26 protein-coding genes are annotated in these 24,557 nt (G+C 74.3%); 14 read left to right on the top strand and 12 right to left on the bottom strand.

All coding sequences use genetic code 11. The features are described 5' to 3' along the window. Positions 1 to 52 precede the first annotated feature (52 nt). Positions 53 to 865 (top strand): inositol monophosphatase family protein, encoded by an 813-nt coding sequence (locus IE219_RS06860; protein ID WP_189975655.1) that lies wholly within the window; start codon positions 53 to 55, stop codon positions 863 to 865. Here IE219_RS06860 and IE219_RS06865 read toward each other — a convergent pair. Both IE219_RS06865 and IE219_RS06870 read right to left on the bottom strand, forming a co-directional pair. After that, positions 862 to 1,707, bottom strand: a complete 846-nt coding sequence (locus IE219_RS06865) for a transglutaminase family protein (protein ID WP_189975656.1) — start codon at positions 1,705 to 1,707, stop codon at positions 862 to 864. The genes IE219_RS06860 and IE219_RS06865 overlap by 4 nt on opposite strands. 7 nt (positions 1,708 to 1,714) lie before the next feature. Beyond that, a complete protein-coding gene (locus IE219_RS06870; RefSeq protein ID WP_189975657.1) occupies positions 1,715 to 2,740 on the bottom strand; it encodes a GNAT family N-acetyltransferase in 1,026 nt (341 codons plus the stop codon). A 112-nt stretch (positions 2,741 to 2,852) separates the two neighbouring features. On the opposite strand from IE219_RS06870, the gene fdxA reads away from it, so the two are divergent. Next, the gene (gene fdxA / locus IE219_RS06875; RefSeq protein WP_030207635.1) at positions 2,853 to 3,173 is read left to right on the top strand and encodes a ferredoxin; all 321 of its coding nucleotides are present in this window, start codon (positions 2,853 to 2,855) and stop codon (positions 3,171 to 3,173) included. Between the two features lie 91 nt (positions 3,174 to 3,264). Next, complete coding sequence (gene dapC / locus IE219_RS06880) at positions 3,265 to 4,359, top strand: succinyldiaminopimelate transaminase (protein WP_189975658.1); 1,095 nt, start codon at positions 3,265 to 3,267, stop codon at positions 4,357 to 4,359. Positions 4,360 to 4,487: 128 nt separating this feature from the next. Here the strand turns inward: dapC and IE219_RS06885 are convergent, their stop codons facing one another. Continuing rightward, positions 4,488 to 4,937, bottom strand: coding sequence for an ATP-binding protein (locus IE219_RS06885; protein WP_189975659.1), 450 nt, complete (start codon positions 4,935 to 4,937; stop codon positions 4,488 to 4,490). Positions 4,938 to 5,273: 336 nt separating this feature from the next. Next, positions 5,274 to 6,182: a VldE C-terminal domain-containing protein gene (locus IE219_RS06890; protein WP_189975660.1), complete on the bottom strand. Its 909-nt coding sequence runs from the start codon at positions 6,180 to 6,182 to the stop codon at positions 5,274 to 5,276. Between the two features lie 29 nt (positions 6,183 to 6,211). On the opposite strand from IE219_RS06890, the gene dapE reads away from it, so the two are divergent. Both dapE and IE219_RS06900 read left to right on the top strand, forming a co-directional pair. Further along, a complete protein-coding gene (gene dapE / locus IE219_RS06895) occupies positions 6,212 to 7,315 on the top strand; it encodes a succinyl-diaminopimelate desuccinylase (RefSeq protein ID WP_189975661.1) in 1,104 nt (367 codons plus the stop codon). A gap of 78 nt (positions 7,316 to 7,393) precedes the next feature. Next, positions 7,394 to 8,143 (top strand): LOG family protein, encoded by a 750-nt coding sequence (locus tag IE219_RS06900; protein ID WP_189975662.1) that lies wholly within the window; start codon positions 7,394 to 7,396, stop codon positions 8,141 to 8,143. 76 nt (positions 8,144 to 8,219) lie between these two features. On the opposite strand, the gene IE219_RS06905 is transcribed toward IE219_RS06900, so the two are convergent. After that, positions 8,220 to 10,427: a M9 family metallopeptidase gene (locus IE219_RS06905; protein WP_189975964.1), complete on the bottom strand. Its 2,208-nt coding sequence runs from the start codon at positions 10,425 to 10,427 to the stop codon at positions 8,220 to 8,222. A gap of 493 nt (positions 10,428 to 10,920) precedes the next feature. Then, the gene (gene folP, locus IE219_RS06910) at positions 10,921 to 11,781 is read right to left on the bottom strand and encodes a dihydropteroate synthase (RefSeq protein WP_189975663.1); all 861 of its coding nucleotides are present in this window, start codon (positions 11,779 to 11,781) and stop codon (positions 10,921 to 10,923) included. 112 nt (positions 11,782 to 11,893) lie between these two features. Between folP and IE219_RS06915 the strand changes: the two genes are divergently transcribed. Both IE219_RS06915 and IE219_RS06920 read left to right on the top strand, forming a co-directional pair. Continuing rightward, positions 11,894 to 12,232 (top strand): DivIVA domain-containing protein, encoded by a 339-nt coding sequence (locus tag IE219_RS06915; RefSeq protein ID WP_189975664.1) that lies wholly within the window; start codon positions 11,894 to 11,896, stop codon positions 12,230 to 12,232. Further along, entirely contained in the window at positions 12,229 to 12,843 is a 615-nt protein-coding gene (locus IE219_RS06920; protein WP_189975665.1) for a DNA-3-methyladenine glycosylase I, read from the top strand. The genes IE219_RS06915 and IE219_RS06920 overlap by 4 nt, the downstream gene beginning before the upstream one ends. On the opposite strand, the gene chcB is transcribed toward IE219_RS06920, so the two are convergent. Next, on the bottom strand, positions 12,828 to 13,631 hold the full coding sequence (gene chcB / locus IE219_RS06925; protein WP_189975666.1) for a 2-cyclohexenylcarbonyl CoA isomerase: 804 nt from the start codon (positions 13,629 to 13,631) through the stop codon (positions 12,828 to 12,830). The two genes, IE219_RS06920 and chcB, sit on opposite strands and share 16 nt — an antisense overlap. Positions 13,632 to 13,943: 312 nt before the next feature. Between chcB and IE219_RS06930 the strand changes: the two genes are divergently transcribed. Then, positions 13,944 to 14,111, top strand: a complete 168-nt coding sequence (locus IE219_RS06930; RefSeq protein ID WP_006346801.1) for a DUF3117 domain-containing protein — start codon at positions 13,944 to 13,946, stop codon at positions 14,109 to 14,111. A 105-nt stretch (positions 14,112 to 14,216) separates the two neighbouring features. On the opposite strand, the gene IE219_RS06935 is transcribed toward IE219_RS06930, so the two are convergent. Next, positions 14,217 to 14,882, bottom strand: coding sequence for an O-methyltransferase (locus tag IE219_RS06935; RefSeq protein ID WP_189975667.1), 666 nt, complete (start codon positions 14,880 to 14,882; stop codon positions 14,217 to 14,219). Positions 14,883 to 15,024: 142 nt separating this feature from the next. On the opposite strand from IE219_RS06935, the gene sigE reads away from it, so the two are divergent. The 5 genes from sigE to IE219_RS06960 all read left to right on the top strand — a co-directional run bounded on the left by sigE (position 15,025) and on the right by IE219_RS06960 (position 19,864). Continuing rightward, complete coding sequence (sigE, locus tag IE219_RS06940) at positions 15,025 to 15,780, top strand: RNA polymerase sigma factor SigE (protein ID WP_189975668.1); 756 nt, start codon at positions 15,025 to 15,027, stop codon at positions 15,778 to 15,780. Continuing rightward, positions 15,759 to 16,622, top strand: coding sequence for a zf-HC2 domain-containing protein (locus tag IE219_RS06945; protein WP_189975669.1), 864 nt, complete (start codon positions 15,759 to 15,761; stop codon positions 16,620 to 16,622). Before sigE ends, IE219_RS06945 begins: the two co-directional genes overlap by 22 nt. Positions 16,623 to 16,697: 75 nt before the next feature. Beyond that, positions 16,698 to 18,539: a S1C family serine protease gene (locus tag IE219_RS06950; protein WP_189975670.1), complete on the top strand. Its 1,842-nt coding sequence runs from the start codon at positions 16,698 to 16,700 to the stop codon at positions 18,537 to 18,539. Between the two features lie 143 nt (positions 18,540 to 18,682). After that, positions 18,683 to 19,162 carry a sec-independent translocase gene (locus IE219_RS06955; RefSeq protein WP_189975671.1) on the top strand — a complete coding sequence of 160 codons (480 nt, stop codon included), beginning with the start codon at positions 18,683 to 18,685 and terminating at the stop codon, positions 19,160 to 19,162. Positions 19,163 to 19,261: 99 nt separating this feature from the next. Continuing rightward, positions 19,262 to 19,864: a hypothetical protein gene (locus IE219_RS06960; protein WP_189975672.1), complete on the top strand. Its 603-nt coding sequence runs from the start codon at positions 19,262 to 19,264 to the stop codon at positions 19,862 to 19,864. Between the two features lie 80 nt (positions 19,865 to 19,944). Here IE219_RS06960 and IE219_RS06965 read toward each other — a convergent pair whose 3' ends face one another. Genes IE219_RS06965 through IE219_RS06975 form a run of 3 tightly spaced genes read right to left on the bottom strand, consistent with a single transcriptional unit; the run spans position 19,945 to position 22,947 of the window. Next, positions 19,945 to 21,078: an Mrp/NBP35 family ATP-binding protein gene (locus IE219_RS06965; protein ID WP_189975673.1), complete on the bottom strand. Its 1,134-nt coding sequence runs from the start codon at positions 21,076 to 21,078 to the stop codon at positions 19,945 to 19,947. A 44-nt stretch (positions 21,079 to 21,122) separates the two neighbouring features. Then, positions 21,123 to 21,686 (bottom strand): DUF1003 domain-containing protein, encoded by a 564-nt coding sequence (locus IE219_RS06970; RefSeq protein ID WP_189975674.1) that lies wholly within the window; start codon positions 21,684 to 21,686, stop codon positions 21,123 to 21,125. Continuing rightward, positions 21,679 to 22,947 (bottom strand): magnesium transporter MgtE N-terminal domain-containing protein, encoded by a 1,269-nt coding sequence (locus IE219_RS06975; RefSeq protein WP_189975675.1) that lies wholly within the window; start codon positions 22,945 to 22,947, stop codon positions 21,679 to 21,681. Before IE219_RS06975 ends, IE219_RS06970 begins: the two co-directional genes overlap by 8 nt. A gap of 266 nt (positions 22,948 to 23,213) precedes the next feature. Between IE219_RS06975 and IE219_RS06980 the strand changes: the two genes are divergently transcribed. After that, complete coding sequence (locus IE219_RS06980; RefSeq protein ID WP_373298781.1) at positions 23,214 to 24,017, top strand: hypothetical protein; 804 nt, start codon at positions 23,214 to 23,216, stop codon at positions 24,015 to 24,017. Between the two features lie 34 nt (positions 24,018 to 24,051). On the opposite strand, the gene IE219_RS06985 is transcribed toward IE219_RS06980, so the two are convergent. Beyond that, on the bottom strand, positions 24,052 to 24,549 hold the full coding sequence (locus IE219_RS06985) for a hypothetical protein (RefSeq protein WP_189975676.1): 498 nt from the start codon (positions 24,547 to 24,549) through the stop codon (positions 24,052 to 24,054). Positions 24,550 to 24,557 lie beyond the last annotated feature (8 nt).

The following is a 24,557-nucleotide window of genomic DNA, read 5'->3' on the forward strand; positions in this document are numbered from 1 at the left end:
TCCTTCCGCCCGCCCCAGGTCCGGGCGGCGCGCGGCGCGTACCCTCGCCCGCATGATCACCCAGGACTCCTCCGACGCGGAGGTCGCGGCCGCCGCGGCACGGGCCGGTGCCGAGGTCGTGCGCGCCCTCCACGGGCAGCGGCTCGACCGGATCGACAAGGGCGGCGGCGACTACGCCACCACCGCCGACCTCGCGGCCGAGCGGGCGATCCTCGCCGTCCTGCGCGCCGCCCGCCCCGACGACGCCGTCCTCGGCGAGGAGAGCGGCCGGACCGGCGCCGCCGGAGCCCGCCGCACATGGCTCGTCGACCCCCTCTGCGGCACCCTCAACTACGGCGTCGGCAACCGCCTGGTGGCCGTCAACGTCGCCCTGCGGGACGGCTCCGCGGCGGCCGTCGCCGACCCGTACGAGGACGAGGTGCTCTCCACCGACGGCGTCCGCGCCCGGGGCGCCGGCGGCCGGCTCCTGGAGCCCACCGCCGCCACCCGCCTCGTCGACGTCAACCTGGACCCGCCCTTCCCCGGCGCCCCCGGCTTCCGCGCCGTCGACCTGCTCGCCCACCCCGGCTTCACCGCGGGCTTCCGGCCCCGGGTGGTCTCCACGACGCTCGCCCTCGCCTGGGTCGCCGACGGGAAGCGGGCCGCGTACGTCACCGACGGCGGCGACCTCTCCGGCAGCGTCCACTTCGCCGCCGGCATCGCCCTCTGCCGGGCCGCCGGCTGCGTCGTCACCGGCCTCGACGGCACCCCGCTCGGCGAGGGTCGCGCCGCCCCCGGCCTCCTCGCCGCCGCCGACCCCGCCACCCACGCCCGCCTGCTCGCGATGATCCGGGAGACCGGCCGACGCCACCCGGACAGGCCCTAGTTCAGCCGGGCGCGGGCCGCCTGGGCCTGGTGGCGGATCGTGGCGGCGGTGTCCGGGTCGACCGCGTCCATGATCTGCGCGTACGCCTCCATCTCCGCCGCGCCGGTGAGGAAGTCGCCGCGCTGGACCAGGAGTTCGGCCCGCTCGTAGCGGAGCCTGGCCGGGTGGGAGGGGAGCAGCAGGGCCAGCTCCACCGCCCACAGCGCCACGTCCGAGCGCTCCGGCCGGGGCGCCGCCCAGGCCCGGATGTTGCGCAGGATCCGCAGCACGATCGCGCCCGGCTCGGCCGGCCGCAGCATCGACCGGTCCAGGGCCTCCCCGGTCGCGCTCGCCACCAGCAGCTCGGCGTCCTCGGCGGTCATCGCCCGGCCGCCCGCGAAGGGGTCGGCCAGGTCGAGCGCGGCCGGGTCGCCGAAGCCGACGACGAAGTGGCCCGGCAGCCCCATCCCGTACACCGGCGCCCCGGCCCGCCGGGCGACCTCCAGCCACACCACGGACAGCAGGATCGGCAGCCCCCTGCGCCGCCGCAGCACCTCGTGCAGCAGCGAGGACTCCAGCCGCTGGTAGTCGGCGGGCACGCCGACGAAGCCCTCCCGGCCGCCGAGGAGCGCCGCCAGCTCGTCCTTCCAGGCGCCCGTGAAGCGGGTCGCGTACGGGACCATCCCGGCCAGCCGGTCGAGTTCGACCTCGGCCCCGACCAGGTCGTGCTCGGTCAGCGACGGGTCGGCGACGGCGCAGATCAGCAGGCAGAGCCGGGCCAGGTCGGGGCGTTCGGCCCGCGCCTCCCGGGCGAACTCCGCCCGCCGGTCGGGCGGTGGGTCCTGGGCTTCCTCCGCGCTCACGCCGCGCTCACGCCTCCGCCTGCCGGTAGTGGTGGTAGTGGTGGTGCACCGCGAAGCCCATCCCCTCGTACAGCGCCCGCGCGCCCTCGTTGTCGCTCTCGACCTGGAGCCAGGCCGCCGACGCCCCCTCGTCGAGGGCGCGCCGGGCGAGTGCGGCCATCACGGCGGTGCCGAGGCCCCGGCGGCGCTGCCCGGGACCGACCTCCACCGAGGTGAACCCGGCCCAGCGGCCGTCGACGACGACCCGTCCGACGGCCACGGGTACCCCACCCGTGCCCGCGACGGAGGCGAACCACACCCGCGGCCCGGAGGCGAGCACGTGCCGCACCGCCGGATCACCGGCGGCGGAGGGCCGGGAGAAGCGCAGCCACGCCTCGTCCGGGGCGGCGGCGAGCCGCACCTCGGCGGGGCCCGGCTCCCGGTCGGCCAGCGGCGCCAGCGCGGCGGTCCGCAGCTCGGCGGTCACCTCCCGCCGCCAGCCGAGCCGTTCGAGCTCGGCGCCGAGCAGTTCCTGGGTGCCCTCGGCGCCGGTGGCGGTCTGCACGTACGCGGGCAGCCCCCGCGCCGCGTACCACTCCCGTACGCGCTCCAGCGCCCCGGCGACCGGCATCCCGGGATCGCCGGAGGGGAGCGCGGAGTTGGCCCGCCGGGTGAACCCCGTCCGCCGTCCGGCCTCCTCCTGGACGGCCGCGCGCAGCGTCCACTCCCCGAGCGCCTCGGACTCGACCGGCCGCCAGGCGCGGGCGGCGACCCGGGAGAGTTCGGGGAAGGTGGCGGCGGGGCCCCGGCGGCGGGCCGGGGCGGCGGGCACCGTCTTCCCCGCGACCAGGCGGAGTTCCGGGATCCGGACGGCCTCGCCGCTCTTTCGTGTGATCGTGACCACACCCGCGTTCCATGATGTGAGCACGCCGACCGCGTCGGTGAATCGGCCGCCCTCCCGGGCCGAGTCCGTCACATACCGAACGGAGACACGTTTTCCCACGTCAGCGCTGGTGACACGGACCTCAAGACGCCCCGCGCCGGTGAATTCCACAGCTTCTCCGCCCCTCCTGTTCGGATCACCCCCGAGAACGGAGATACTAGGTGCGGGCATCGACGACACCGCGCTCCCGCGCAGACCAGCCCTACCGAGGAGGAACGACAGCGTGACCTACGTCATCGCGCAGCCTTGTGTCGACGTCAAGGACAAGGCTTGCATCGAGGAGTGCCCCGTCGACTGCATCTACGAGGGCAAGCGATCTCTCTACATCCACCCGGACGAGTGCGTCGACTGTGGAGCCTGTGAGCCGGTGTGCCCGGTCGAGGCGATCTTCTACGAGGACGACACGCCGGAGGAGTGGAAGGACTACTACAAGGCGAACGTCGAGTTCTTCGACGACCTGGGGTCGCCCGGTGGCGCCTCCAAGCTCGGCGAGATCGAGCGCGACCACCCCTTCATCGCCGCCCTGCCGCCGCAGAACGGCTGATCTTTCGTTGCACCCGCTCTCGGTCCCGTACGGCTCCGCCGCCGTACGGGACCGACGCGTATCGCGTACGTACGAGGAAGTGAGCCAACCCGTGAGCGCAGTCTCTTCGCGCCTGCCCGTCTTCCCCTGGGACAAGCTGGAGCCGTACAAGAAGACGGCCCTGGCGCACCCGGACGGGATCGTGGACCTGTCGGTCGGCACGCCGGTCGACCCGGTCCCCGCGCTGATCCAGGAGGCCCTGGTGGCCGCCGCGGACTCGCCCGGCTATCCCACCGTGTGGGGCACGCCCGCGCTGCGCGACGCGCTCACCGACTGGTGCGAGCGGCGCCTGGGCGCCACCGGCTTCGCCCACGAGAACGTCCTCCCGGTCGTCGGCTCCAAGGAGTTCGTCGCCTGGGTGCCGACCCAGCTGGGCCTCGGCCCCGGCGACCGGATCGCCTACCCGCGCCTCGCCTACCCGACGTACGAGGTCGGCGCGCGGCTCTGCGGCGCCGAGCCCGTCGTCTACGACGACCCGACCGAGCTGGACCCGGCCGGGCTGAAGCTGCTGTGGCTCAACTCCCCGTCCAACCCCACCGGCCGGGTCCTCCCTAAGGAGGAACTGGCCCGGATCGTGGCCTGGGCCCGCGAGCACGGCGTCCTCGTCCTCTCCGACGAGTGCTACCTCGAACTGGGCTGGGAGGCCGACCCGGTCTCGGTCCTGCACCCGGGCGTCTCGGGCGGTTCGTACGAGGGGATCGTCGCGGTCCACTCGCTCTCCAAGCGCTCCAACCTGGCGGGCTACCGGGCGGCCTTCGTCGCCGGTGACGCGGCCGTCCTCGGCGAGCTGCTCCAGATCCGCAAGCACGGCGGCATGATGACCGCGGCGCCGGTCCAGGCCGCCGCCGTCGCCGCCCTCGGCGACGACGCGCACGTCGCCGAGCAGCGGGAGCGGTACGCGGCCCGCCGCGCCGCCCTGCGGACCGCGCTGGAGGGCCACGGCTTCCGCGTCGAGCACTCCGAGGCCAGCCTCTACCTGTGGGTCACCCGCGACGAGCCCTGCTGGGACACGGTCGCGTACCTCGCGGAGAAGGGCGTCCTCGTGGCGCCCGGCGACTTCTACGGCGAGGCGGGGGAGCGCTTCGTGCGCGTCGCCTTCACGGCGACCGACGAGCGGGTCGCGGCGGCGGTCGAGCGCCTGGGCTGAGCACCCCCGCCGGGCGCCCCGGCCGTGCGGCGCCCCGGCCGGGCGCTGCGGCCGGGCGGTCGCACGGGAAGCCTGAGGGCCCGGGACGCGGTGCGCGTCCCGGGCCCTCGTGTCTGCTGCGCGCCGGGTCAGCCGATCGGCAGGCCGCCGAGCATCTGACCGGCCGGGGCGCCGCCGAGGACGCCGCCGGCGGGGGTGGAGCCGGCGCTCTGGGCGGCGGCGCCGGCGGTCTGGCCGAGGGCCTGGCCCGCGCTGCCCGCGGTGTCGCCGGCGATCTTCTGGGCGGCCGGGGTGGCGGTCTTCCCCGCCGCGCCCACCGTCTTGCCGGCGGCCGGGACGGCGGTGGCGACGGCCTCGCCGCCGGTGGCCCCGACGACCTTGGTGGTGGTCTGCGCGGCACCGTCGACGGCGCCGCCCGCACCGGCGGCGTCCAGGGCGGTCAGTCCGCCGAGGGCGTTGGTCGGGGCGAGGCCGCTGTCCAGGGCGCTCGCGGAACCGGCCGCACCGACCACGGGGGCTGCGCCGGCCGCGACGATCAGGGCGACGCGGGCGATCCGGCGGGTCAGGGGGAGGGACATGGGGCTCCTTCGACGGGAGGGCGGTTGCGTTTGCGGGCTGCACAACCGAGCCGGGGCCGGGGGAGGTTGCGGGACCGCCGGGTAAAGGATCGGCAAAGCGTCGTATTGTCGGGTGGGGAGGAAAACGGACGAACGACGCCTGTCGGGTACGGCTGCCGAACCGTCACTGCCCTGTCGCCCCAAGCCTCACGCGCCCCCTCCGCGCGCCCCTTCGGGACCCGTCCGCCCCCGCCCCCGGTCCCCCGCTCCGGGCGACCCCTCGCACGCCAGTGCACCCCCGGGGCCGGGGTGCGGCCGGGGGTGCGGGAGGAGCGTGGGGGAGAAGGGGGAAAGGGCTCAGCGGGCCAGCCGGAGGTGGACCGCGGCCGACGGCGCGGCCGACGAGGGCGCCTTGTCCCAGCCGCCGCCCGAGTCGTCCGCCCGCCACACCTTCCCGCCGTACACGACCTCCGCCACCCGCAGCTCGTCCGCCCGGGCCACTGCCCACTGCGCGATCTCCCAGCCGTGCCGCTCCTCGCCCCGCACGGGGACCACGAGGAGCGCGGGCTCGGCGGCGGAGCGGCCCGCGCTCGGCCCGCCGGAGACCGACGTCGGCGCGGCGGACCGCCCGAAGGCGCGGACGAGTTCGGCCCGGACGGCCGCCGGGTCGCCGGGGCGGCCCTCCTTGACGTCGGCCGTGCAGGAGATCCCGGCCGGGGTCCGCCCGGTGAGCGCCGCCGCCAGCAGCGTCGCGTCCGGCTCGTGCTTCGCGTACGCCTGCGGGAAGCCGCTCTTCTGCACCCGCTGCGCCGCGTCGGTCAGCGGCAGCCGCGAGTACCCGGGCACCTTCTCCAGGCCGTCGTAGAACTTCCCGGCCGAGTACACCGGGTCCAGGATCTGCTCCGGCGTGCCCCAGCCCATCGACGGCCGCTGCTGGAAGAGGCCGAGGGAGTCCCGGTCGCCGTGCGCGATGTTCCGCAGCGCGGACTCCTGGAGGGCGGTGGCCAGCGCGATCGTGACCGCCCGCTCGGGCAGCCCCCGGGAGGTGCCGACGGCCGCGATGGTGGCCGCGTTCGACGCCTGGTCGGGGGTGAAGTCGTACCGGCTCTCGCCCCGGCCCACCACGCACCGGGGCGCGCCCTTGCTCCCGGTCACCTGGTGGACGGCGATGTACGCCGACAGGGCGCACAGGACGGCGAGGGCGGCGCCCGAACGGGCGAGACGGCCGCGACGGGCGGGGCGGGTGGACTCGGACACGGGGCCCACCGTACTTGAGGGCGGGTTAGGGTCGGCATATGGCTGACATCACCCCGCAGGAGACCCCGCTCGACCTCACCCGGGACGGAGCCGCGCTCACCGCCGCGCTGGTCGACCTCCCCTCCGTCAGCGGGACCGAGAAGCCGCTCGCCGACGCGATCGAGGACGCCCTGCGCGCGCTGCCCCACCTCACGGTCGACCGGTACGGCAACAACGTCGTGGCCCGGACGACCCTGGGCCGCGCCGAGCGGGTGGTGCTCGCCGGCCACATCGACACCGTCCCGATCGCCGACAACGTCCCCTCGCGGCTCGACGGGGACGGCGTGCTGTGGGGCTGCGGCACCTCCGACATGAAGTCCGGCGTGGCCGTGCAGCTGCGGATCGCCGCCACCGTCCCCGCGCCCAACCGCGACCTCACCTTCGTCTTCTACGACAACGAGGAGGTCGCCGCCGACCTCAACGGCCTCGGGAAGATCGCCGCCGCCCACCCGGAGTGGCTGGAGGGCGACTTCGCGGTCCTCCTGGAGCCCTCCGACGGCCAGGTCGAGGGCGGCTGCCAGGGCACCCTGCGGGTCATCCTGCGCACGGCGGGCGAGCGCGCCCACTCGGCCCGCTCCTGGATGGGCTCCAACGCCATCCACACCGCCGCGCCGATCCTCGCCCGGCTCGCCGCGTACGAGCCGCGCAAGCCGGTCATCGACGGCCTGGAGTACCACGAGGGCCTGAACGCGGTCGCGATCGAGGGCGGCGTCGCCACCAACGTGATCCCCGACGCCTGCTCGGTGACGGTCAACTACCGCTACGCCCCCGACCGCTCCCCGGCCGAGGCGCTGGCGTACGTCCGCGAGGTCTTCGCCGACTGCGACATCGCCGAGTTCACCGTCGACGACGAGAGCCCCGGCGCGCTGCCCGGCCTCTCCCACCCGGCCGCCGAGGCGTTCATGAAGGCGGTCGGCGGCACCGCGATGCCCAAGTTCGGCTGGACGGACGTCTCCCGGTTCAGCGCGCTCGGCGTGCCCGCGGTCAATTACGGCCCCGGCGACCCGATCTACGCGCACAAGCGCGACGAGCACGTGCACGTGGACCGGATCCACCACTGCGAGGCACGTCTCCGCGACTGGCTGACCGCCCGTCTCCCGTAATTTCGCCTTTCGTCACCTCCGTGGTCCTACGCTGGCCCGACAGCGAGAAAGATCGTGGATCGGCGAAGGGAGCAGGCCATGGGCATTCCCGAGGGAATGGCGAAGCCGGAGGAGCAGCGCCTCGGTCCGGTGCTGAGGCGGCGGGATCAGGTCCAGCCGGGCACCACGGACCAGCGGCTGCTCGACACCGAGGGCGACTCGGAGTGGGTGCACACCGACCCCTGGCGGGTCATGCGGATCCAGTCCGAGTTCGTCGAGGGCTTCGGGGCCCTCGCCGAACTGCCGAGCGCCATCAGCGTCTTCGGCTCGGCCCGGACGAAGCCGGACTCGCCCGAGTACGAGGCGGGCGTGCGGATCGGCCGGGCGCTGGTCGAGGCGGGCTTCGCGGTGATCACCGGCGGTGGTCCGGGGGCCATGGAGGCGGCCAACAAGGGCGCCCGGGAGGCCAAGGGCGTCTCGGTCGGCCTCGGCATCGAGCTGCCCTTCGAACAGGGGCTCAACCAGCACGTCGACATCGGCGTGAACTTCCGCTACTTCTTCGTCCGCAAGACGATGTTCGTGAAGTACGCGCAGGGGTTCGTGGTGCTGCCCGGCGGCCTCGGCACGCTGGACGAGCTGTTCGAGGCGCTGACCCTGGTGCAGACCCGGAAGGTGACCCGCTTCCCGATCGTGCTGTTCGGCACGGAGTACTGGAAGGGGCTCGTCGACTGGCTGAAGGACTCGGTCGTCGCGGGCGGCAAGGCGTCCGAGCGGGACCTGCTCCTCTTCCACGTCACGGACGACGTGGACGAGGCGGTCGCCCTGGTCACCAAGGAGATCTCCCGCTAGCGGCCCGCCGCGGGAGCCCCGAGGCCCCGCCCCCGTACGACGACGGGGGCGGGGCCTCGGGCGTGTGCGGGCGGGGTCAGTAGCGGACGGAGACGTTCGCCCCCGAGAAGCCCTCCTTGGCGTGCAGGCTGATGTAGACGTAGCCGGCGGGCGGGTTGGTGACGGTCAGGGTCTCGGCGTTGCCGGCCTGGACGGAGCGGCTGGTGTAGGCGCCGGTGGTGGCCCAGCTCGACGCGTTGTAGTAGAGGTCGGCGTTCCCGGTGCCGCCGGCGCTGGTGATCGTCAGCTGCGCGGTGCCGGCGGGGACGTAGAGGTAGTGGTACGAGTAGTTCCCGGCGGTCGCGGCGAGGTTGCCGCGGGAGCAGTTCTGGCCGAGCTGGCGGGTGTCGGCGCCGGGGCACTCGGGCAGCGACGGGCCGGGGCCCGGGTCCGGGGTGGTGGCGCAGGCACCGGCGGCGCAGGCGGTCAGCCAGGTGTCGAAGTCGGCGTCGTAGCGGGTGCCGATGGTGTTCTTCAGGAGGGTGCGGGCGCCGTTCCAGTCACCGGTGCGGTACTTGGCGAGCACGGCGTCCAGGTCGGAGCGGTGCTTCTCCAGCATGTAGCGGACGGCGAGGTAGCCCCAGCGGTAGGTGCGCTCGGTGTCCGTGTTCTCGTAGGTGGTGTCGAAGAGGGTGCTGAGCCGGTAGGTGTGCAGCCCGGCCGCGGAGATCGCCGCGTCGTAGGGCAGCTTGCGGTAGGAGTAGGAGACGTACTCGGCGAAGCCCTCGATCCACCAGATGGTGGGGGTGGAGACTCCGGCGCCGAAGTCGCCGTACATGTTGAAGCGGCCGTCGAGGTAGTGCGTGTACTCGTGGTTCAGGTTCCAGACCTGGAAGTCGGGCAGCACGCGGGTGTCCTCGTAGGCGAGGAAGCGGGGCAGGTTGCCCTGGACGGCCGGGTTCCCCTCCAGGTACATGCCGCCGTTGTCGGTGTCGATGCCGTAGAAGGCGGCGGCGAACACCTGGTAGTCGTAGCGCTGGTTGAAGACGACGACCTCGATGGTGGTGTTGTGGTCGTCGGCGACGGGCCCGGAGTCACGGGCGACGGCGTGGAAGTAGGCGTCCTGCTTGAGGAGGCTGTCGCAGATGGCGGCCAGGTTCTCCGCGGTCACCTGCTGGGCGCGCACCCGGATGGACGGGCTGCACGTGTGGGTGGTGGGCAGGATGCCGGCGCGCAGCCGGTCGATGGCGCCCGCGGTGCCGTAGTCGGCGGCGGCGGAGGGGTCGTAGGCGTCGACCATCTCGGCGAGGGCGGCCAGCAGGTAGGCGGTGTTCCCGCTGGGGGAGGTCTGCGCGGCGAGACCGCTCATCAGCGGCTTCAGCTTGCCCCGCAGGGACGGGTACTGGATGAAGCGGCCGAGCTCGCGGGCGCCGTTGTACGGCAGGTAGCTGTGGGCGCCGCCGAGCAGCGCCTTGTTGCGGGAGACGAAGGCGGAGAGCGTGTCGAGGAGGCTCGGGTCGGCCTGGACGGCGGCGAGGAAGCCGTCCGTCTGGTGGCCGCGGAAGAGGACCGTGAAGACGTTGTTCACGGCCGCCGGCATGCCGTCGACGCCGTTGTAGGTGCCCGCGTCGTAGTCGGTGAGCAGGCGCTTGACGACCGGGAGGTAGCGGACGTTCTCCTGGGCGCTGTCGATCAGGGTGACGGTCTCGGAGAGGGTGCCGGCGTTGGCGGTGGTCACGTCGCGCGAGCGCGGGTTGTTGAAGAAGCCGTCGAGGGCGCCGCGGATCGCGGTGGTGAGGGCGGGCCCGTAGGTGCCGACGTCCGAGGCGTTGTACCACTGGACGTAGTAGCCGGCGCGGAGGAAGAGGACCAACTGGTAGGTGGAGGTGCTGTTGTCGCCGGGGTACGCGGCGGTGTTGGCGCGCAGCGCGTCGGCGACGGTCACCATCTGGGCCTCGCGGAAGGCCCCGTAGGCGTTGCCGCCGGTCAGCTGGAACAGCTCGCCGAAGCAGTTCGCGTCGGTCGCCTTGACCAGCTGCACCAGGGCGCTGCCGGTGCGGTTGGTGAAGTCCTGGACGTTGCAGGCGGCTGCGGCGGTCCGGGCGCGCGGCGAGAGGGGCTTCGCGGCGGCGTCGAGGACCGGCGGCCGCTCGGCGGCGGGCACGGAGCCGGTGGCGCGGTCGGCCTCCAGCGTCTCCGGGGCGGGGACGGCCGCGGGCTGCGGCGCGGGCGCGGTGGCGACCCGGGCCGGGGCCTTCGGAGCGGGGGCGGCGGGGGTGGCGGCCTGGCTCATCGGGGCGAGCATCCCGATGGCCAGGCAGGACGCGACGGCGGCGGTCAGGAGCCGTATGCGGTGCGGCAGTCCCGTTGTGCGGGCGGTTTTCACTGGGCCTCCTGGGCCTCGCACGGTCGTGGGGCGACCGCGCGGTGGGGGAGTGTTTGACAGTGCTCCGTCAGGGAGGGGCGGAGCGGAGGTACAATTTCACACGTCACATGGCGAGGGGAAGGGATCTGACAGAACCCGTCCCGGCCCCCACCGCTCCATCTCCCGTCCCCCGGCCCGTCACCCGCCCGCCACCAGCGGCGGAACGCGAGAACGCCGCGCCCGGCCCCGTGCGAGACGGGACCGGACGCGGCGTTCCGGAAGAGGAGGAGGCGCGGAGGAGGGGCGGAGGAACCCGGGGGAGCGCCCGGGAGGAGACGGGCCGGAGGCGGCGCGGAGGAGGCCGGGAGCACCCGGAGGCGGGGCCCGGCCGGGGAGCCCCGGAAGGCCCCTCGGGAGGCCCGGAGGCGGGTGTCTAGGCCAGGCCCCGGCGGGTCGCCGCCGGCTCGCGGTGGCCGGCGATGGTCGCGACCATGTCCAGGATCTGCTTCGTCTCGGCGACCTCGTGCACCCGGTACACCCGCGCGCCGAGCCACGCGGAGACCGCGGTGGTGGCCAGCGTGCCCAGCAGGCGTTCCTTCACCGGCCGGTCCAGCGTCTCGCCCACGAAGTCCTTGTTGGACAGGGAGACCAGCACCGGCCAGCCCGTCTCCGCCATCTCGCCCAGCCGCCGGGTCGCCTCCAGGCTGTGCCGGGTGTTCTTCCCGAAGTCGTGCCCCGGGTCGATCATGATGCCGTCCCGCCGCACCCCGAGCGCCGCCGCGCGCTCCGCGAGGCCGACCGTGACGCGCAGGATGTCGGCCATCACGTCCTCGTACTCCACCCGGTGCGGCCGGGTGCGCGGCTCGGCGCCGCCCGCGTGCGTGCAGACCAGCCCCGCGCCGTACTTCGCGGCGACCTCGGCCAGCCCCGGATCCACCCCGCCCCACGCGTCGTTCAGCACGTCCGCGCCCGCCTCGCAGACCGCCGCGCCGACATCGGCCCGCCAGGTGTCCACGCTGATCACCACGTCCGGGTGGCGGCGGCGGACCTCGGCCACGAAGCCGACGGTCCGGCGGGCCTCCTCCTCGGCGGTGACCTCCTCGCCGGGGCCCGCCTTGACCCCGCCGATGTCGATGATCGCGGCGCCCTCGGCGACCGCCCGCTCGACCCGGTCGAGCGCGGGCTCGTCGCGGAACGTGGCGCCCTGGTCGTAGAACGAGTCCGGGGTCCGGTTCACGATCGCCATGATCACCGGCTCGTGCGGCCCGAATTCACGCCGTCCCAAGCGCAGCATCCCTTATGTCCTCCCTTGCGATCGCTCACCCGCGTCGTCTGTGACCCTAACCGTCGGTGGTGCATGGCACGATCGGCACGGGACGTTTTCCACTCCGGGGAGAGGCGCGCTGGTGTTCTGGTTCCTGCTCATCACGATGGTCGTGGTCGTCGCGGCCGTGACCCTCGCCGTGGTCGGCGGCGGCGACAGCGAGGTGCTGCCCGACGTGGCGCCCGAGCAGCTGGTGGACCCGCTGCCGCTGGGCCGCCCGGTCGACCGCGGCGACGTCGAGTCGCTGCGGCTGCCGGTCACCGCCCGCGGCTACCGCATGGAGGACGTCGACGACGTCCTCGACCGGCTCGGCGCCGAACTGGCCGAGCGGGACGCCCGCATCGCGGAGCTGGAGGCCGCCCTCGCCGGCGCGCCGGCCGCCGCGGGCCGGGACGAGGCCCCGGAGGACGACGCGCGGTGAACGCCGGCACGGTCCTCGGCCCCGACGGGCGGCCGCGCTGCGCCTGGGGCCTGTCGGCCCCGGACTACACGGCCTACCACGACGAGGAGTGGGGCGTCCCCGTCCACGGCGACGACGCCCTCTTCGAACGGCTCTGCCTGGAGGCGTTCCAGTCCGGCCTGTCGTGGATCACGATCCTGCGCCGCCGCGAGGGCTTCCGCCGCGCCTTCGCCGGCTTCCGGATCGAGGCGGTCGCCGCCTTCGGGGACGGCGACCGCGAGCGGCTCCTCGCCGACGAGGGCATCATCCGCAACCGCGCCAAGGTCGACGCCACCCTCGCCAACGCCCGGCTGCTCGCCGACTGGGCCCCCGGCGAGCTGGACGCCCTGATCTGGTCGCACGCCCCGGACCCGGAGACCCGCCCCGCCCCGGTCTCCTTCGCCGACGTGCCCGCCGTCACCGACGCCTCCACGGCCCTCGCCAAGGCGCTCAAGAAGCGCGGCGTCCGCTTCGTCGGCCCGACCACGGCCTACGCCCTGATGCAGGCGTGCGGCCTGGTCGACGACCACCTCGCGGCCTGCGCGGCCCGCGCCGGCGGCCTGCGCGCGCCGGAGGATCAGCGGCCCAGGTAGACCGGCTTCTCCTTGGCGAGGAAGGCCCGGACCGCGATCCCGTGGTCCTCGGAGGCGCCCGCCAGGGTCTGGAGCTCGTCCTCCTTGTCCAGGGCCTCGTCGAGGGAGTGCCCGGCGCCGTAGGCCACCGACTCCTTCAGCGCCGCGTAGGCGACGGTGGGGCCCGCGGCGAGCTTCCGGGCCAGCTTCTCCGCCTCGGCGGCCAGCTCGGCCGCCGGCACCAGCCGGTTCACGACGCCCAGCTCGTACGCCTCCCGGGCGCCGAGCGAGCGGGGGAAGAGCAGCAGGTCGGTGGCACGGCTCGCGCCGATCAGGCGCGGCAGCGTCCAGGACACCCCGGAGTCGGCGGTGAGGGCCACCCCGGCGAAGGAGGTGTTGAAGGAGGCCGTGTCGGCGGCGATCCGGTAGTCGGCGGCGAGCGCGAAGCCGAAGCCGGCGCCGGCGGCGACGCCGTTCACCGCCGCGACGACCGGCTTCCGCATGCCGGCGAGGGCCCGCACGATCGGGTTGTAGTGGTCCCGGACGGTCTCCATGGTGGACCGCGTGCCGTGCTCCCGGTCCTCGAGGAGCAGCCCCACGTGCTCCTTCAGGTCCTGGCCGACGCAGAACGCCCGGTCGCCCGCCGCCGCCAGCAGCACCGCCCGGACCGCCGGGTCGGCGGCGGCGGTCTCGGCCGCGTCCCGGAGCGCGACCTTCGCGGCCACGTTCAGCGCGTTCATCGCCTCGGGCCGGTTGAGCGTGATGGTGGCGAGCCCGTCGCTCACCTCGTACAGGACGGCGTCGGCCATCGGGACCCCTTCGTCTCGTGCGTGGGCTGACCGCCCCAGCATGACGGAGATCACCCGGACCGCCCATGTGAGCTGCGTCAAAGAATCCGCACCCCGAGGGAGACCCGCGGCGGCGAAGTATCGCAGGCCCGGGGCCGAAATGAGTGGTTTTGCGAGAGCGCGTTGCGCAAGCGATGCGGAGCGATGTTGGTCATCGGGTGCTGCGATGCGGGATAATGACCTGGAAGCAATGTGTTCGAAGCCGGTGACGCGTGCTCCGTATCACGGGGCTGCCCGGCTGACAAAGAGCTGGTTTCAGGAAGGGGAACGAGCATGGCGGCCATGAAGCCGCGGACGGGCGACGGCCCGCTCGAGGTGACCAAGGAGGGGCGGGGCATTGTCATGCGCGTCCCGCTCGAAGGCGGCGGCCGGCTCGTCGTCGAGCTGACCCCGGACGAGGCCGAGGCGCTCGGCGACGCCCTGAAGCAGGTCGTTGGCTGACCCTCCCCGTTCTCCTGACGCTGCCCCGGTACGGCCCCGCCGCACCGGGGCAGCGTCATGCCGGGCCCGGAACCCGCGGGAGTACGGCGCCCGGCGTCGGCGCGGTCAGCCGCGCCGCACCGCGCACAGCAGGCCGTCGCCCATCGGCAGCAGGGACGGCAGCAGCTCCTGGCTCTCCCGGACCGTCCGCAGCAGCTCCCGCACCCGCTGCACCTCGGCCGGCTGCGCCCCCGAATCGACGGTCCTGCCGTCCGCGAAGACGCCCTCGAAGCACACCAGACCCCCAGGTCGGAGCAGGCGCAACGATTCAGCGAGATAGTCCGGGTACTCGTACCGGTCGCCGTCGCAGAAGACCAGGTCGTACCCGCCGTCCGCGAGCCTCGGCAGCACGTCGAGCGCCCGGCCCGGGATGAACCGCGCCCGGTTCCCCGCGAAGCCCGCCGCCCGGAAGGCCGTCTTCGCCAGCTGCTGGTGCTCCGGCTGCACGTCCACCGTGGTGAGGGTGCCGTCCGGCCGCATCCCGAGCAGCAGGTAGATCCCCGACACGCCGGTGCCGGTGCCTATCTCGGCCACCGCCTTGGCGTCCGCCGAGGCCGCCAGCAGCCGCAGCGCGGCGCCCGTGCCCGGCGACACCGAGGGCAGCCCCACGGCACGGGCCTCCGCCCGGGCCCAGCGCAGAGCCTCCCCCTCGGGGACGAAGGCGTCGGCGAACGCCCAGTCCGTCTGCCGGTTGGCGGTAATGGCCCTCTCCTGTCCCCTTAGTTGACGCAACGGTGACTGTATCCGCTGTCAGCGGGAACCCGCAGATGGGACCGGGCGTTCACCAGGGGAAGGACGCGCACCGGAACCGGCGGACGACCCCGATTCAAATGCGCGTAAAGATTCTTATCCGGAGCTAACGGGCGAGGTGGCTATGGTAGGGGCTCCACTGGACACCACCAGAGCCGATAGGGGAGGTGCGGCTGCGCCTGTGGATCGGGGAGGAGCGCTGCGGCGCTTTCTCAGGTCGGCGGGTGAGCCGAAATCCGTGACCGACACCGCTGACAGCATCCACACCACCGCCACCGCGCCGACCACCGCGACCTTCGCCTCGGATGCGGAACAGGCGTGGACTCCGCCCACCTGGGAGGAGATCGTCAGCACGCACAGCGGCCGCGTCTACCGCCTCGCCTACCGCCTCACGGGCAACCAGCACGACGCCGAGGACCTCACCCAGGAGGTCTTCGTCCGCGTCTTCCGCTCGCTGTCGACGTACACCCCCGGCACCTTCGAGGGCTGGCTGCACCGCATCACCACCAACCTCTTCCTCGACATGGTCCGCCGCAAGCAGCGCATCCGCTTCGACGCGCTCGCCGACGACGCCGCCGAGCGGCTCCCCAGCCGCGAGCCCTCCCCCCAGCAGGTGTTCAACGACACCCACTTCGACGCCGACGTCCAGCAGGCCCTCGACACCCTGGCGCCCGAGTTCCGCGCCGCCGTCGTCCTCTGCGACATCGAGGGGCTCTCGTACGAGGAGATCGCCGCCACCCTCGGCGTGAAGCTCGGCACCGTCCGCAGCCGCATCCACCGGGGCCGCTCCCACCTGCGCAAGGCGCTCAAGCACCGCTCGCCCGAGGCCCGCGCGGAGCGCACCCTGGCGGGCATCGGATGGGAGGCCGGGACAGCGTGAACACGCCTCCTCCGTCACCCACCCCCGCGGAACACCACCTCGGGGACCGGCTCGCCGCGCTCGTCGACGGCGAGCTCGGCCACGACGCCCGCGAGCGGGTCCTCGCCCACCTCGCCACCTGCGCCCGCTGCAAGGCCGAGGCGGACGCGCAGCGCAGCCTCAAGAGCGTCTTCGCCTCCAGCGGCGCCCCGCAGCCCTCCGAGGGCTTCCTCGCCCGCCTCCAGGGCCTCCCCGGCGGCCCCGGCGACCCGGGCCGCTCCCCGCTGGAGCAGCTCCTCGAAGCGGGCGGCGTGCGGAGCGACGGCTTCGCCACCGTCCCCCGGCGGCTGCCCGAATCCGGCACCGGCTTCCGCGTCCACGCCGTCACCGGGCCCGGCCGCGGCCGGCGCTTCGCGGTCGCCGCCGCCGGAGCGGTCTCCTTCGCGGCCATCGCCCTCGGCGGCACGCTCCCCGTCGACGGCTCCCTCACCACCACCGCCCGCGGCGGACCGGCTACCGGCAGCGCGGTCACCCCGCTGCGCGCGGGCGCCTCCACCGGGCCCGGCTCCGCCGGACCGGCCACCGGCCGCTCGGACCGCTCCGAGCGCTCCACCGGCGCCCAGTCCATCGGCACCGAACCGCTCGTCCCCGGCGGCACCGTCCCCTCCGGCGCGGTCCCGGCCGACGTCGACCACGCGGGCCCCGCCCCGGCGGTCCTGCGGCTGAGCACCACCCAGGTGCGGTCCCTCTTCGCGCCCTCGCCGTTCGTCCACCCGGCGCCCCCGGCGCTCCAGCTGGCCTTCGGCCCGGCGCCCCGCCCGGCCCCCGGCCCGTCCGGACCCCCGCCGGGCTCCCCCCGCTGACCCCCGACCTGGTTGAATCCTCGGTCAGAGCACCCCACATGAGGGTGCTCACGGGTCAGCGGTTGCGGGGAGAGCATGAACGACGGGAAGCCGAACTGGTGGAGCCGGCCTTCGACGCCCCCGGAGGCGGAGGGGATATCCCCGCCGCCTCCGGCGGACGACGACTTCCCCCTCCAGGCGCCCGGGGCGGCCCCCGAGGAGCCCGCGCCGGACGCCCCCAGGGTGGACATGACGAAGAGCCTTCCGGAGCCCCCGGCCCCCGTCGGCGCCCCGGCGGTTCCGCCCGTCCCCACGACCCCGCCCGCCCCGCCGTCCGCCGCGCCGGCCGGGCCGGACCGGGACGCCGAGACCCCCGCGCCCCCGGTCTCCGAGCCCCCGGCGCCCGCCGAGGCCCCCGAGGCCCCGTCCGGTCCCGAGGGCGCCGAGTTCCCCGACGCCCCCGCGCAGGCGTCCGCCGAGGCGCCCGTGGCCGCGCCCGCCGACGCCCCCGGGGCACCGGCCGCCGCGGAGGCCGCCGCCCGGCCCCTGCACGAGCCCGACGAGTACCGCACCCCGCCCTACGGCGAGCCCGGACCGTGGGCCCCCGCACCGCCGGTGCAGCGCCCCACCGCCCCCGTACCGCCCCCGCAGGTCCCCGGCCAGGTCCCCGGCCCCGGCCCCGTTCCCGTACCGTCGCCGCCGCACGGCGCCGTGCCGCCCCCGCAGGCACCCGTGCCCCCGCACGGGCCCGTACCGCCGCCGCAGGGCGCCTGGGGGCAGTACGACCCCTGGGGCGCCGGGGCCGTACCGCCGCCCGCCCGGAAGAAGTCCCGGCGCGGCCTCGCCCTCGCCGGGGCCCTCGCCTTCGCGCTCCTCACCGGCGTCATCGGCGGCGGCGTCGGCGCCTACGTCGAGCGCAACGGCGGCGTCGGCACCATCGACCTGCCCCAGGCGTCCGCCGAGGACCTCGACCGCGCCCCCGGCAGCGTCGCCGGCATCGCCGCCGGAGCCCTGCCCGGCGTCGTCACCCTGCACGTCAGCGGCGGCGGCTCGGCCGGCACCGGCACCGGCTTCGTCCTGAACAACCGGGGCCACATCCTCACCAACAACCACGTCGTCGACGCCGCCGCGGCCTCCGGCGCGATCACCGTCACCTTCTCCAGCGGCGAGACCGCCCCCGCCAAACTGATCGGCCGGGACACCGGCTACGACCTCGCCGTCGTCCAGGTCACCGGCGTCAAGGGCCTCAAGCCGCTCCCGCTCGGCAACTCCGACAGCGTCCGCGTCGGCGACCCCGTCGTCGCCATCGGCGCCCCCTTCGACCTCGCCAACACGGTCACCTCCGGCATCATCAGCGCCAAGGAGCGCCCCATCACCGCCGGCGGCGAGAAGGGCGACGGCACCGACATCAGCTACGTCGACGCCCTCCAGACCGACGCCCCCATCAACCCCGGCAACTCCGGCGGCCCCCTCCTCGACGGCAAGGGCCGCGTCATCGGCATCAACAGCGCCATCCGCGCCGCCGGCGGCTCCGGCGGCCAGGGCGGCGCCTCCCAGCCCGGCTCCATCGGCCTCGGCTTCGCCATCCCCGTCAACCAGGGCAAGCGGGTCGCCGAAGAGCTCATCAACAACGGCAAGGCCGTCCACCCCGTCATCGGCGTCACCCTCGACATGCAGTTCAGCGGCGACGGCGCCCGGGTCGGCGACAAGGGCAAGGACGGCACCGCCTCGGTCACCCCCGGCGGCCCCGCCGCCAAGGCCGGCCTGCGCCCGCACGACGTCATCACCAAGGTGAACGGCCAGCGGGTCCACAACGGTGAGGAGCTGATCGTGAAGATCCGCGCCCACCGCCCCGGCGACGAGCTCACCCTCACCCTCGACCGCGACGGCCGGGAGATCACCCGCACCCTCGTCCTCGGCTCCTCCCAGAGCGGCTGACCCGCCCCGCCCCGCCCGGCCCGGCCCCGCGACCCCCGGGGACACCCGGGTGACATGTGGCGGACACCGCGAGGTACCCGTCCGGCAGATCGGGCGGGTACCGTGGACCGGGCCGTCCTGGACCGGCGTGAAGGAGTTACCGGGTGTTCAACGACATAGGCGCACTGGAGCTGGTGACGCTCGTGGTGCTCGCCGTCCTCATCTTCGGGCCGCACAAGCTGCCCCAGGTCGTCCAGGACGTCTCGCGCTTCATCAGGAAGATCCGCGAGTTCTCCGACAGCGCCAAGAACGACATCCGCAGCGAGCTGGGCCCGGACTTCAAGGACTTCGAGTTCGAGGACCTCAACCCGAAGACCTTCATCCGCAAGCAGCTGGAGGGCAACGAGGACCTCCGGGAGCTCAAGGAGCTGCGCGGCACCTTCGACCTCCGCAAGGAGATGAACGAGGTCGCCGACGCCGTCCACGGCCGCGAGGACACGCCCGCCCCCGCGCCCGCTCCCGAACCGGCCCCCGCCGCGGCCGGCGGCCCCGGCCCCGACCTGCTGAAGAAGCCCGACCTGCTGAAGAAGCCGGACCGCCCGGCCGCGCCCGAGCGCCCCCCGTACGACTCCGACGCGACCTGACGGCCGCCCGTCACCGACCGGCCGGGCCCCGGTCGCTATCCTCCTTGAGTTGGGGGTACCCCCGGACAGGGTCCGGGGGAGGAACGAGGAGGCGGCCGAATGAAGACGACGAGTCGGGTGGAAGCCGAGGGCTTTCTGCGCGCACCCTTCGCCTGGTACGGGCTGGACGAGGCGTTCACCGGACCGCGCAGGCTGATGCAGATCGGCACGGCCGCGGACGGCACCGTCCAGCACGGCTCGGTGGGCCACGGCGACGAGCCGTCGATAAAGTCCGAGACCGCGGGCACCGACAAGGAGCGCTTCGCCGTCGTCGTGACGGTCGCCGCGAACCCGGTCCGCCGCACCGGCGACGGCACCGGCGTCCTGGAGGCCACCACCGTCTCCTCCGCCGCCTGGCTGGCCGGCTCCGGGCTCCTCGCCCACACCTGGCCCGCCACCCTCGACCACGGGCTGCGCGACCACTGGCTGGACCAGCAGACCGAGACCGCCTTCGAGCTGGCCGACGACCTCGACGGACCCGCCTGGACCGGCCTGTCGCTGCCCGTGGACGGCGTCCCGGTGCCCTTCCACTACCGCGAGACCGAGTTCGGCTGGGTGCTGGCCGGCTCGGCCGACGACACGCACATCGGCGCGTACGGGCGGGGGATGAGCGCGTACGGGCTCGGCTTCGCCCGCGTCAAGGACCTCGGCGCCTACGCCTGACCGCCCCCCGGCCGTCCGGACATGACGGAGGGCACCCCGCTCCGGGGTGCCCTCCGTCATGTCCGCGTGCCCGCGGGGGCTCAGAACTTGTTGCGCGGGGTGATGCCCAGGCTCAGCCCCGACAGACCGCGCTGACGGCCGCCGAGCTTGCCCGCGATGGCGCGCAGCGCCGCGCCCGCCGGGGAGTCCGGGTTCGACAGGACGACCGGGCGGCCGTCGTCACCGCCCTCGCGCAGCCGCACGTCGATCGGGATCGAGCCGAGGACCGGAACCGTGGTGCCCGTCGTGCGGGACAGACCGTCCGCGACGAGCTGACCGCCGCCGGTGCCGAACACGTCCACCATCTCGTCGCAGTGCGGACACGGCAGGCCCGCCATGTTCTCCACCACGCCGACGATCTTCTGGTGGGTCTGCACCGCGATCGAACCGGCCCGCTCGGCGACCTCGGCCGCCGCCTGCTGAGGCGTCGTCACGACCAGGATCTCCGCGTTCGGCACCAGCTGCGCGACGGAGATCGCGATGTCGCCGGTGCCCGGCGGCAGGTCGAGGAGCAGCACGTCCAGGTCGCCCCAGTACACGTCCGCCAGGAACTGCTGGAGCGCGCGGTGCAGCATCGGGCCGCGCCACACCACCGGCGCGTTGCCCGGGGTGAACATGCCGATCGAGATGACCTTCACGCCGTTCGCCGACGGCGGCATGATCATGTTCTCGACCTGGGTCGGACGGCCGTCCGCGCCCAGCATCCGGGGCACGCTGTGACCGTAGATGTCGGCGTCCACGACACCGACCTTCAGCCCGTCGGCGGCCATCGCCGCGGCCAGGTTCACGGTCACGGAGGACTTGCCGACCCCGCCCTTGCCGGAGGCGACCGCGTACACCCGGGTCAGCGAACCCGGCTGCGCGAACGGCACCTCGCGCTCGGCGGTCGTGCCGCGCAGCGCCGTCGCCAGCTCCTTGCGCTGCTCGTCGCTCATCACGTCCAGGGTCACCTCGACGCCCGTGACGCCCTCGACCCGCGCGACGGCCTCGGTGACGCGTTGCGTGATGGTGTCGCGCATCGGGCAGCCGGAGACCGTCAGGTAGACCGTCACGGCCACCGTGCCGTCCGGTCCGATCTCCACCGACTTGACCATGCCGAGTTCCGTGATCGGACGATTGATCTCGGGGTCGTTCACCGTCGCCAGTGCCTCAAGCACCGCGTCTTCCGTAGCCATGGGAACGATGGTACGGCGACGACCGTGCGCCCATGAAAGAGCTGTCAAGCGTCGGGTACGTCACTGTGCCGTCCGCCGTCCGGCGGGAATAGATCGCGCTCCCGCCCGCGCTCCTCCATCTCCTTCATCAGATCCTGCAGTTCGGAGCGGATCCAGTCGCGGGTGGCGACCTCGCCGAGGCCCATCCGCAGCGCCGCGATCTCCCGGGTCAGGAACTCGGTGTCGGCGATGGAGCGCTCGTTCTGCTTCCGGTCCTGCTCCAGGTTGACCCGGTCCCGGTCGTCCTGCCGGTTCTGCGCGAGCAGGATCAGCGGGGCCGCGTACGACGCCTGGAGCGACAGCATCAGGGTCAGGAAGATGAACGGGTACTCGTCGAAGCGCAGGTGCGCCGGGGCGGACACGTTCCACACCACCCAGGCGATGATCATCACCGTCATCCAGACGATGAACCGGCCGGTCCCCAGGAAGCGGGCGATCCGCTCCGACATCCGGCCGAACGCCTCGGGGTCGTACTCCGGCAGCAGCCGGGAGCGCCGGATCCTCGGCTGGTCCAGCCGGATGCGCGGCAGCGTCCGCTCCCGGTCCCGCTCCTGCGTCCGCTCAGCCACCGCGCACCCCCTCCTCGTGGAACTCCGTCTCCCGCCAGTCGTCCGGCAGCAGGTGGTCGAGCACGTCGTCGACCGTGACCGCGCCGAGCAGCGACCCGCTCTCGTCCACCACCGGCGCCGCCACCAGGTTGTACGCGGCGAAATAGCTGGTCACGGCGGGCAGCGGGGTGTCCGGGCCGAGCGGCGGCAGATCGCTGTCCACCAGCGAGCTGACCAGGGTGAACGGCGGGTCGCGCAGCAGCCGCTGGAAGTGCACCGTGCCCAGGTACTTCCCGGTCGGCGTCTCGTCCGGCGGCCGGCACACGTACACCTGCGCGGCCAGCGCGGGGGAGAGGTCCTGCTGCCGGACCCGGGCCAGCGCGTCGGCGACCGTGGCGTCCGGCCGCAGCACGATCGGCTCCGTCGTCATCAGACCGCCCGCGGTCCGCTCCTCGTACGCCATCAGCCGGCGCACGTCGGCGGCGTCGTCCGGCCGCATCAGGGTCAGCAGCCGCTCCTTCTCCTCGTCCGGCAGCTCGTTGAGGAGGTCCGCGGCGTCGTCCGGGTCCATCGCCTCCAGGACGTCGGCCGCCCGCTCCTCCTGGAGCTCGCCCAGGATCTCCACCTGGTCGTCCTCCGGCAGCTCCTCCAGGACGTCGGCGAGCCGGTCGTCGTCGAGGGCGGCGGCGACCTCGACGCGCCGCTTGGGCGACAGGTGGTGCAGCGCGTTGGCCAGGTCCGCGGGGCGCAGCCGCTCGTAGGTCGCCACCAGGTTCTCGGCGCCCTGCCCGTGCTCCTCCAGCGAGAAGCCGGTGACGCCCGACCACTCCACGGTCAGCGTCTCGCCCTTGCGCCGCAGCGCGCCGCCCTTGCCGCGCCGCACGAAGACCTTGTCGATCTCCCACTCGCGGCGGGCCGGGAGCTGACGGATCGCGACGTCGAGGACGGTGACCTCCTCGCCGGTCTCCACCAGGGTCACCCGCCGGTCGAGCAGCTCGCCGAGGACCAGCCGCTCGGTGGGCCGCCGCTCGAAGCGCCGCATGTTGACCACGCCGGTGGTGATGACCTGCCCGGACTCCACCCCGGTGATCCGGGTCATCGGCACGAAGACCCGGCGGCGGCTGAGCACCTCGACGACCATGCCGAGCAGCCGGGGCGGACGGCGGCCGACCCGCAGCATCGCCACCAGGTCGCCGACCCGGCCCACCTGGTCGCCCACCGGGTCGAAGACGGCCACGCCCGCGAGGTGCGAGACGAAGATCCGGGGGGCGCCTGCCGCCATGCCTCGCGCCTCCTGACGTACCGGGCGATCCGCGTGCGCGCGGGCCGTGCCGGACCGCGCAGGGTTCAGGCTAGCCCGTGCCGTTCCACCCCGCTCCGGCAGCGCCGCCGTCCGGCTGCCGCCGGGCCGCGCACCCGGCCCGGGTACGCTGCGGTCTGCCGCCCCCACCGGCACCGGCCGTCCCCCGGCCGGGCCCCGGCGGCCCCTCCGCGCCGTGCGCGCGACCGGGGCCGCGACCCCCTCACGCACAACGAGAGGCCGCGCAGGTGACCGTCCGCACCCCGTCATCTCCTGTCCCGTCCGCCCCCGCCACGCGCCCGGCGCGCGCCCTGGGCCGGTTCCGCCGGGCGGTCGGCCCCCTGGCGCTGTGCGCGGGTCTGGCGATCGGCCTGACGGCCTGCGGGGCCGACCCGGACGAGGGCACCAACGGGGTCGGGAGGCTGCCGGCGCGGGAGATCGAGGGGAAGGCCCGGGAGGCGGCCGACACGGCGAAGGCGGTCCGGCTCGCCGGCACCCTGGTCAGCAAGGGCGGCACGTTCAAGCTGAACATGCGGCTCAAGCAGGACGGCGCCACCGGCTCGGTGACCACGAAGAACAACACCTTCGAACTGCTGCGGGTCGGCGACGCGCTCTACCTCAAGGCCGACGCCGGCTTCTGGATGCACGGCCCGGAGGACGGCGAGAAGCCCACCGAGGCCGACAGCGAGGCGGCCGGCAAGCTCGACGACAAGTACGTGAAGGTGCCGCAGGACGACCCCTCGTACAAGCAGCTCCGGGGCTTCACCGAGATGGGGCCGCTGCTGCGCGGGCTGATCGGGCTGCACGGGGAGGCCGTCAAGGGCGACCGGGACCAGATCGGCGGCGTCCGCACCATCAAGGTGAAGGGCGGCGGGGACGGCGAGGGCGGCACCCTCGACGTGGCCCTGGAGGGCTCCCCGTACCCCCTCCAGTTCGCCCGGGGCGGCGGCGCGGGCCTGGTGGTCCTCACCGAGTGGGACAAGGACTTCCCGCTGGCCGAGCCGGAGAAGAACCAGACCCTCGACTACGGCAAGCAGCTGCCGCGCGCCTGACCGGTCGGCGGCGTTCCGTACCCGGCCCGCCCGGTCAGCGCTTCCCCCGCCGGAACAGGAGGCGGGGGAGGGCGGCCGGGACCGGGCGGCGGGTGTTCGCCTCCGAGGGCAGGGGGACGGCGGCGAGCGAGCCGTCGGGGAGTTCGGTGGTGACGGCGCGCGGGTCGAGGCGCAGGACGCGGCACTCGCGCGCCCAGCGCCCGGGCACCGCCTCGCCGTCTGGCGCGTTGAGCCGCTTGCCCTTCAGTTCGGCGACGGCCGCGTCCCACGCGTCGGTGCCGGGGGAGAGCTCGCGCACGGCGGCCGTCCAGGAGACGAGCCGGCCGCCCTTGTCCTTGCTGCGGACGGTGACCTCGGCGGTGGCGCCGTCGGCCAGGCCGGGCAGCGGCTGCTCGCCGGGGCCGTCGCCGACCACGTGGGCGGCGCCGTCGTGCCAGACGTGCCAGAGCGCGCGGGCGGGCCCGGTGCCCCGCACCCACACCAGGCCGGACTTCTTGGTGGCCTCCTCGACGAGGAACAGCTCATCTGTCATGGGGCGAA

Origin of the sequence: Streptomyces termitum (assembly GCF_014650175.1) — a bacterium.
In the GTDB taxonomy this organism is placed as follows: domain Bacteria; phylum Actinomycetota; class Actinomycetes; order Streptomycetales; family Streptomycetaceae; genus Streptomyces; species Streptomyces termitum.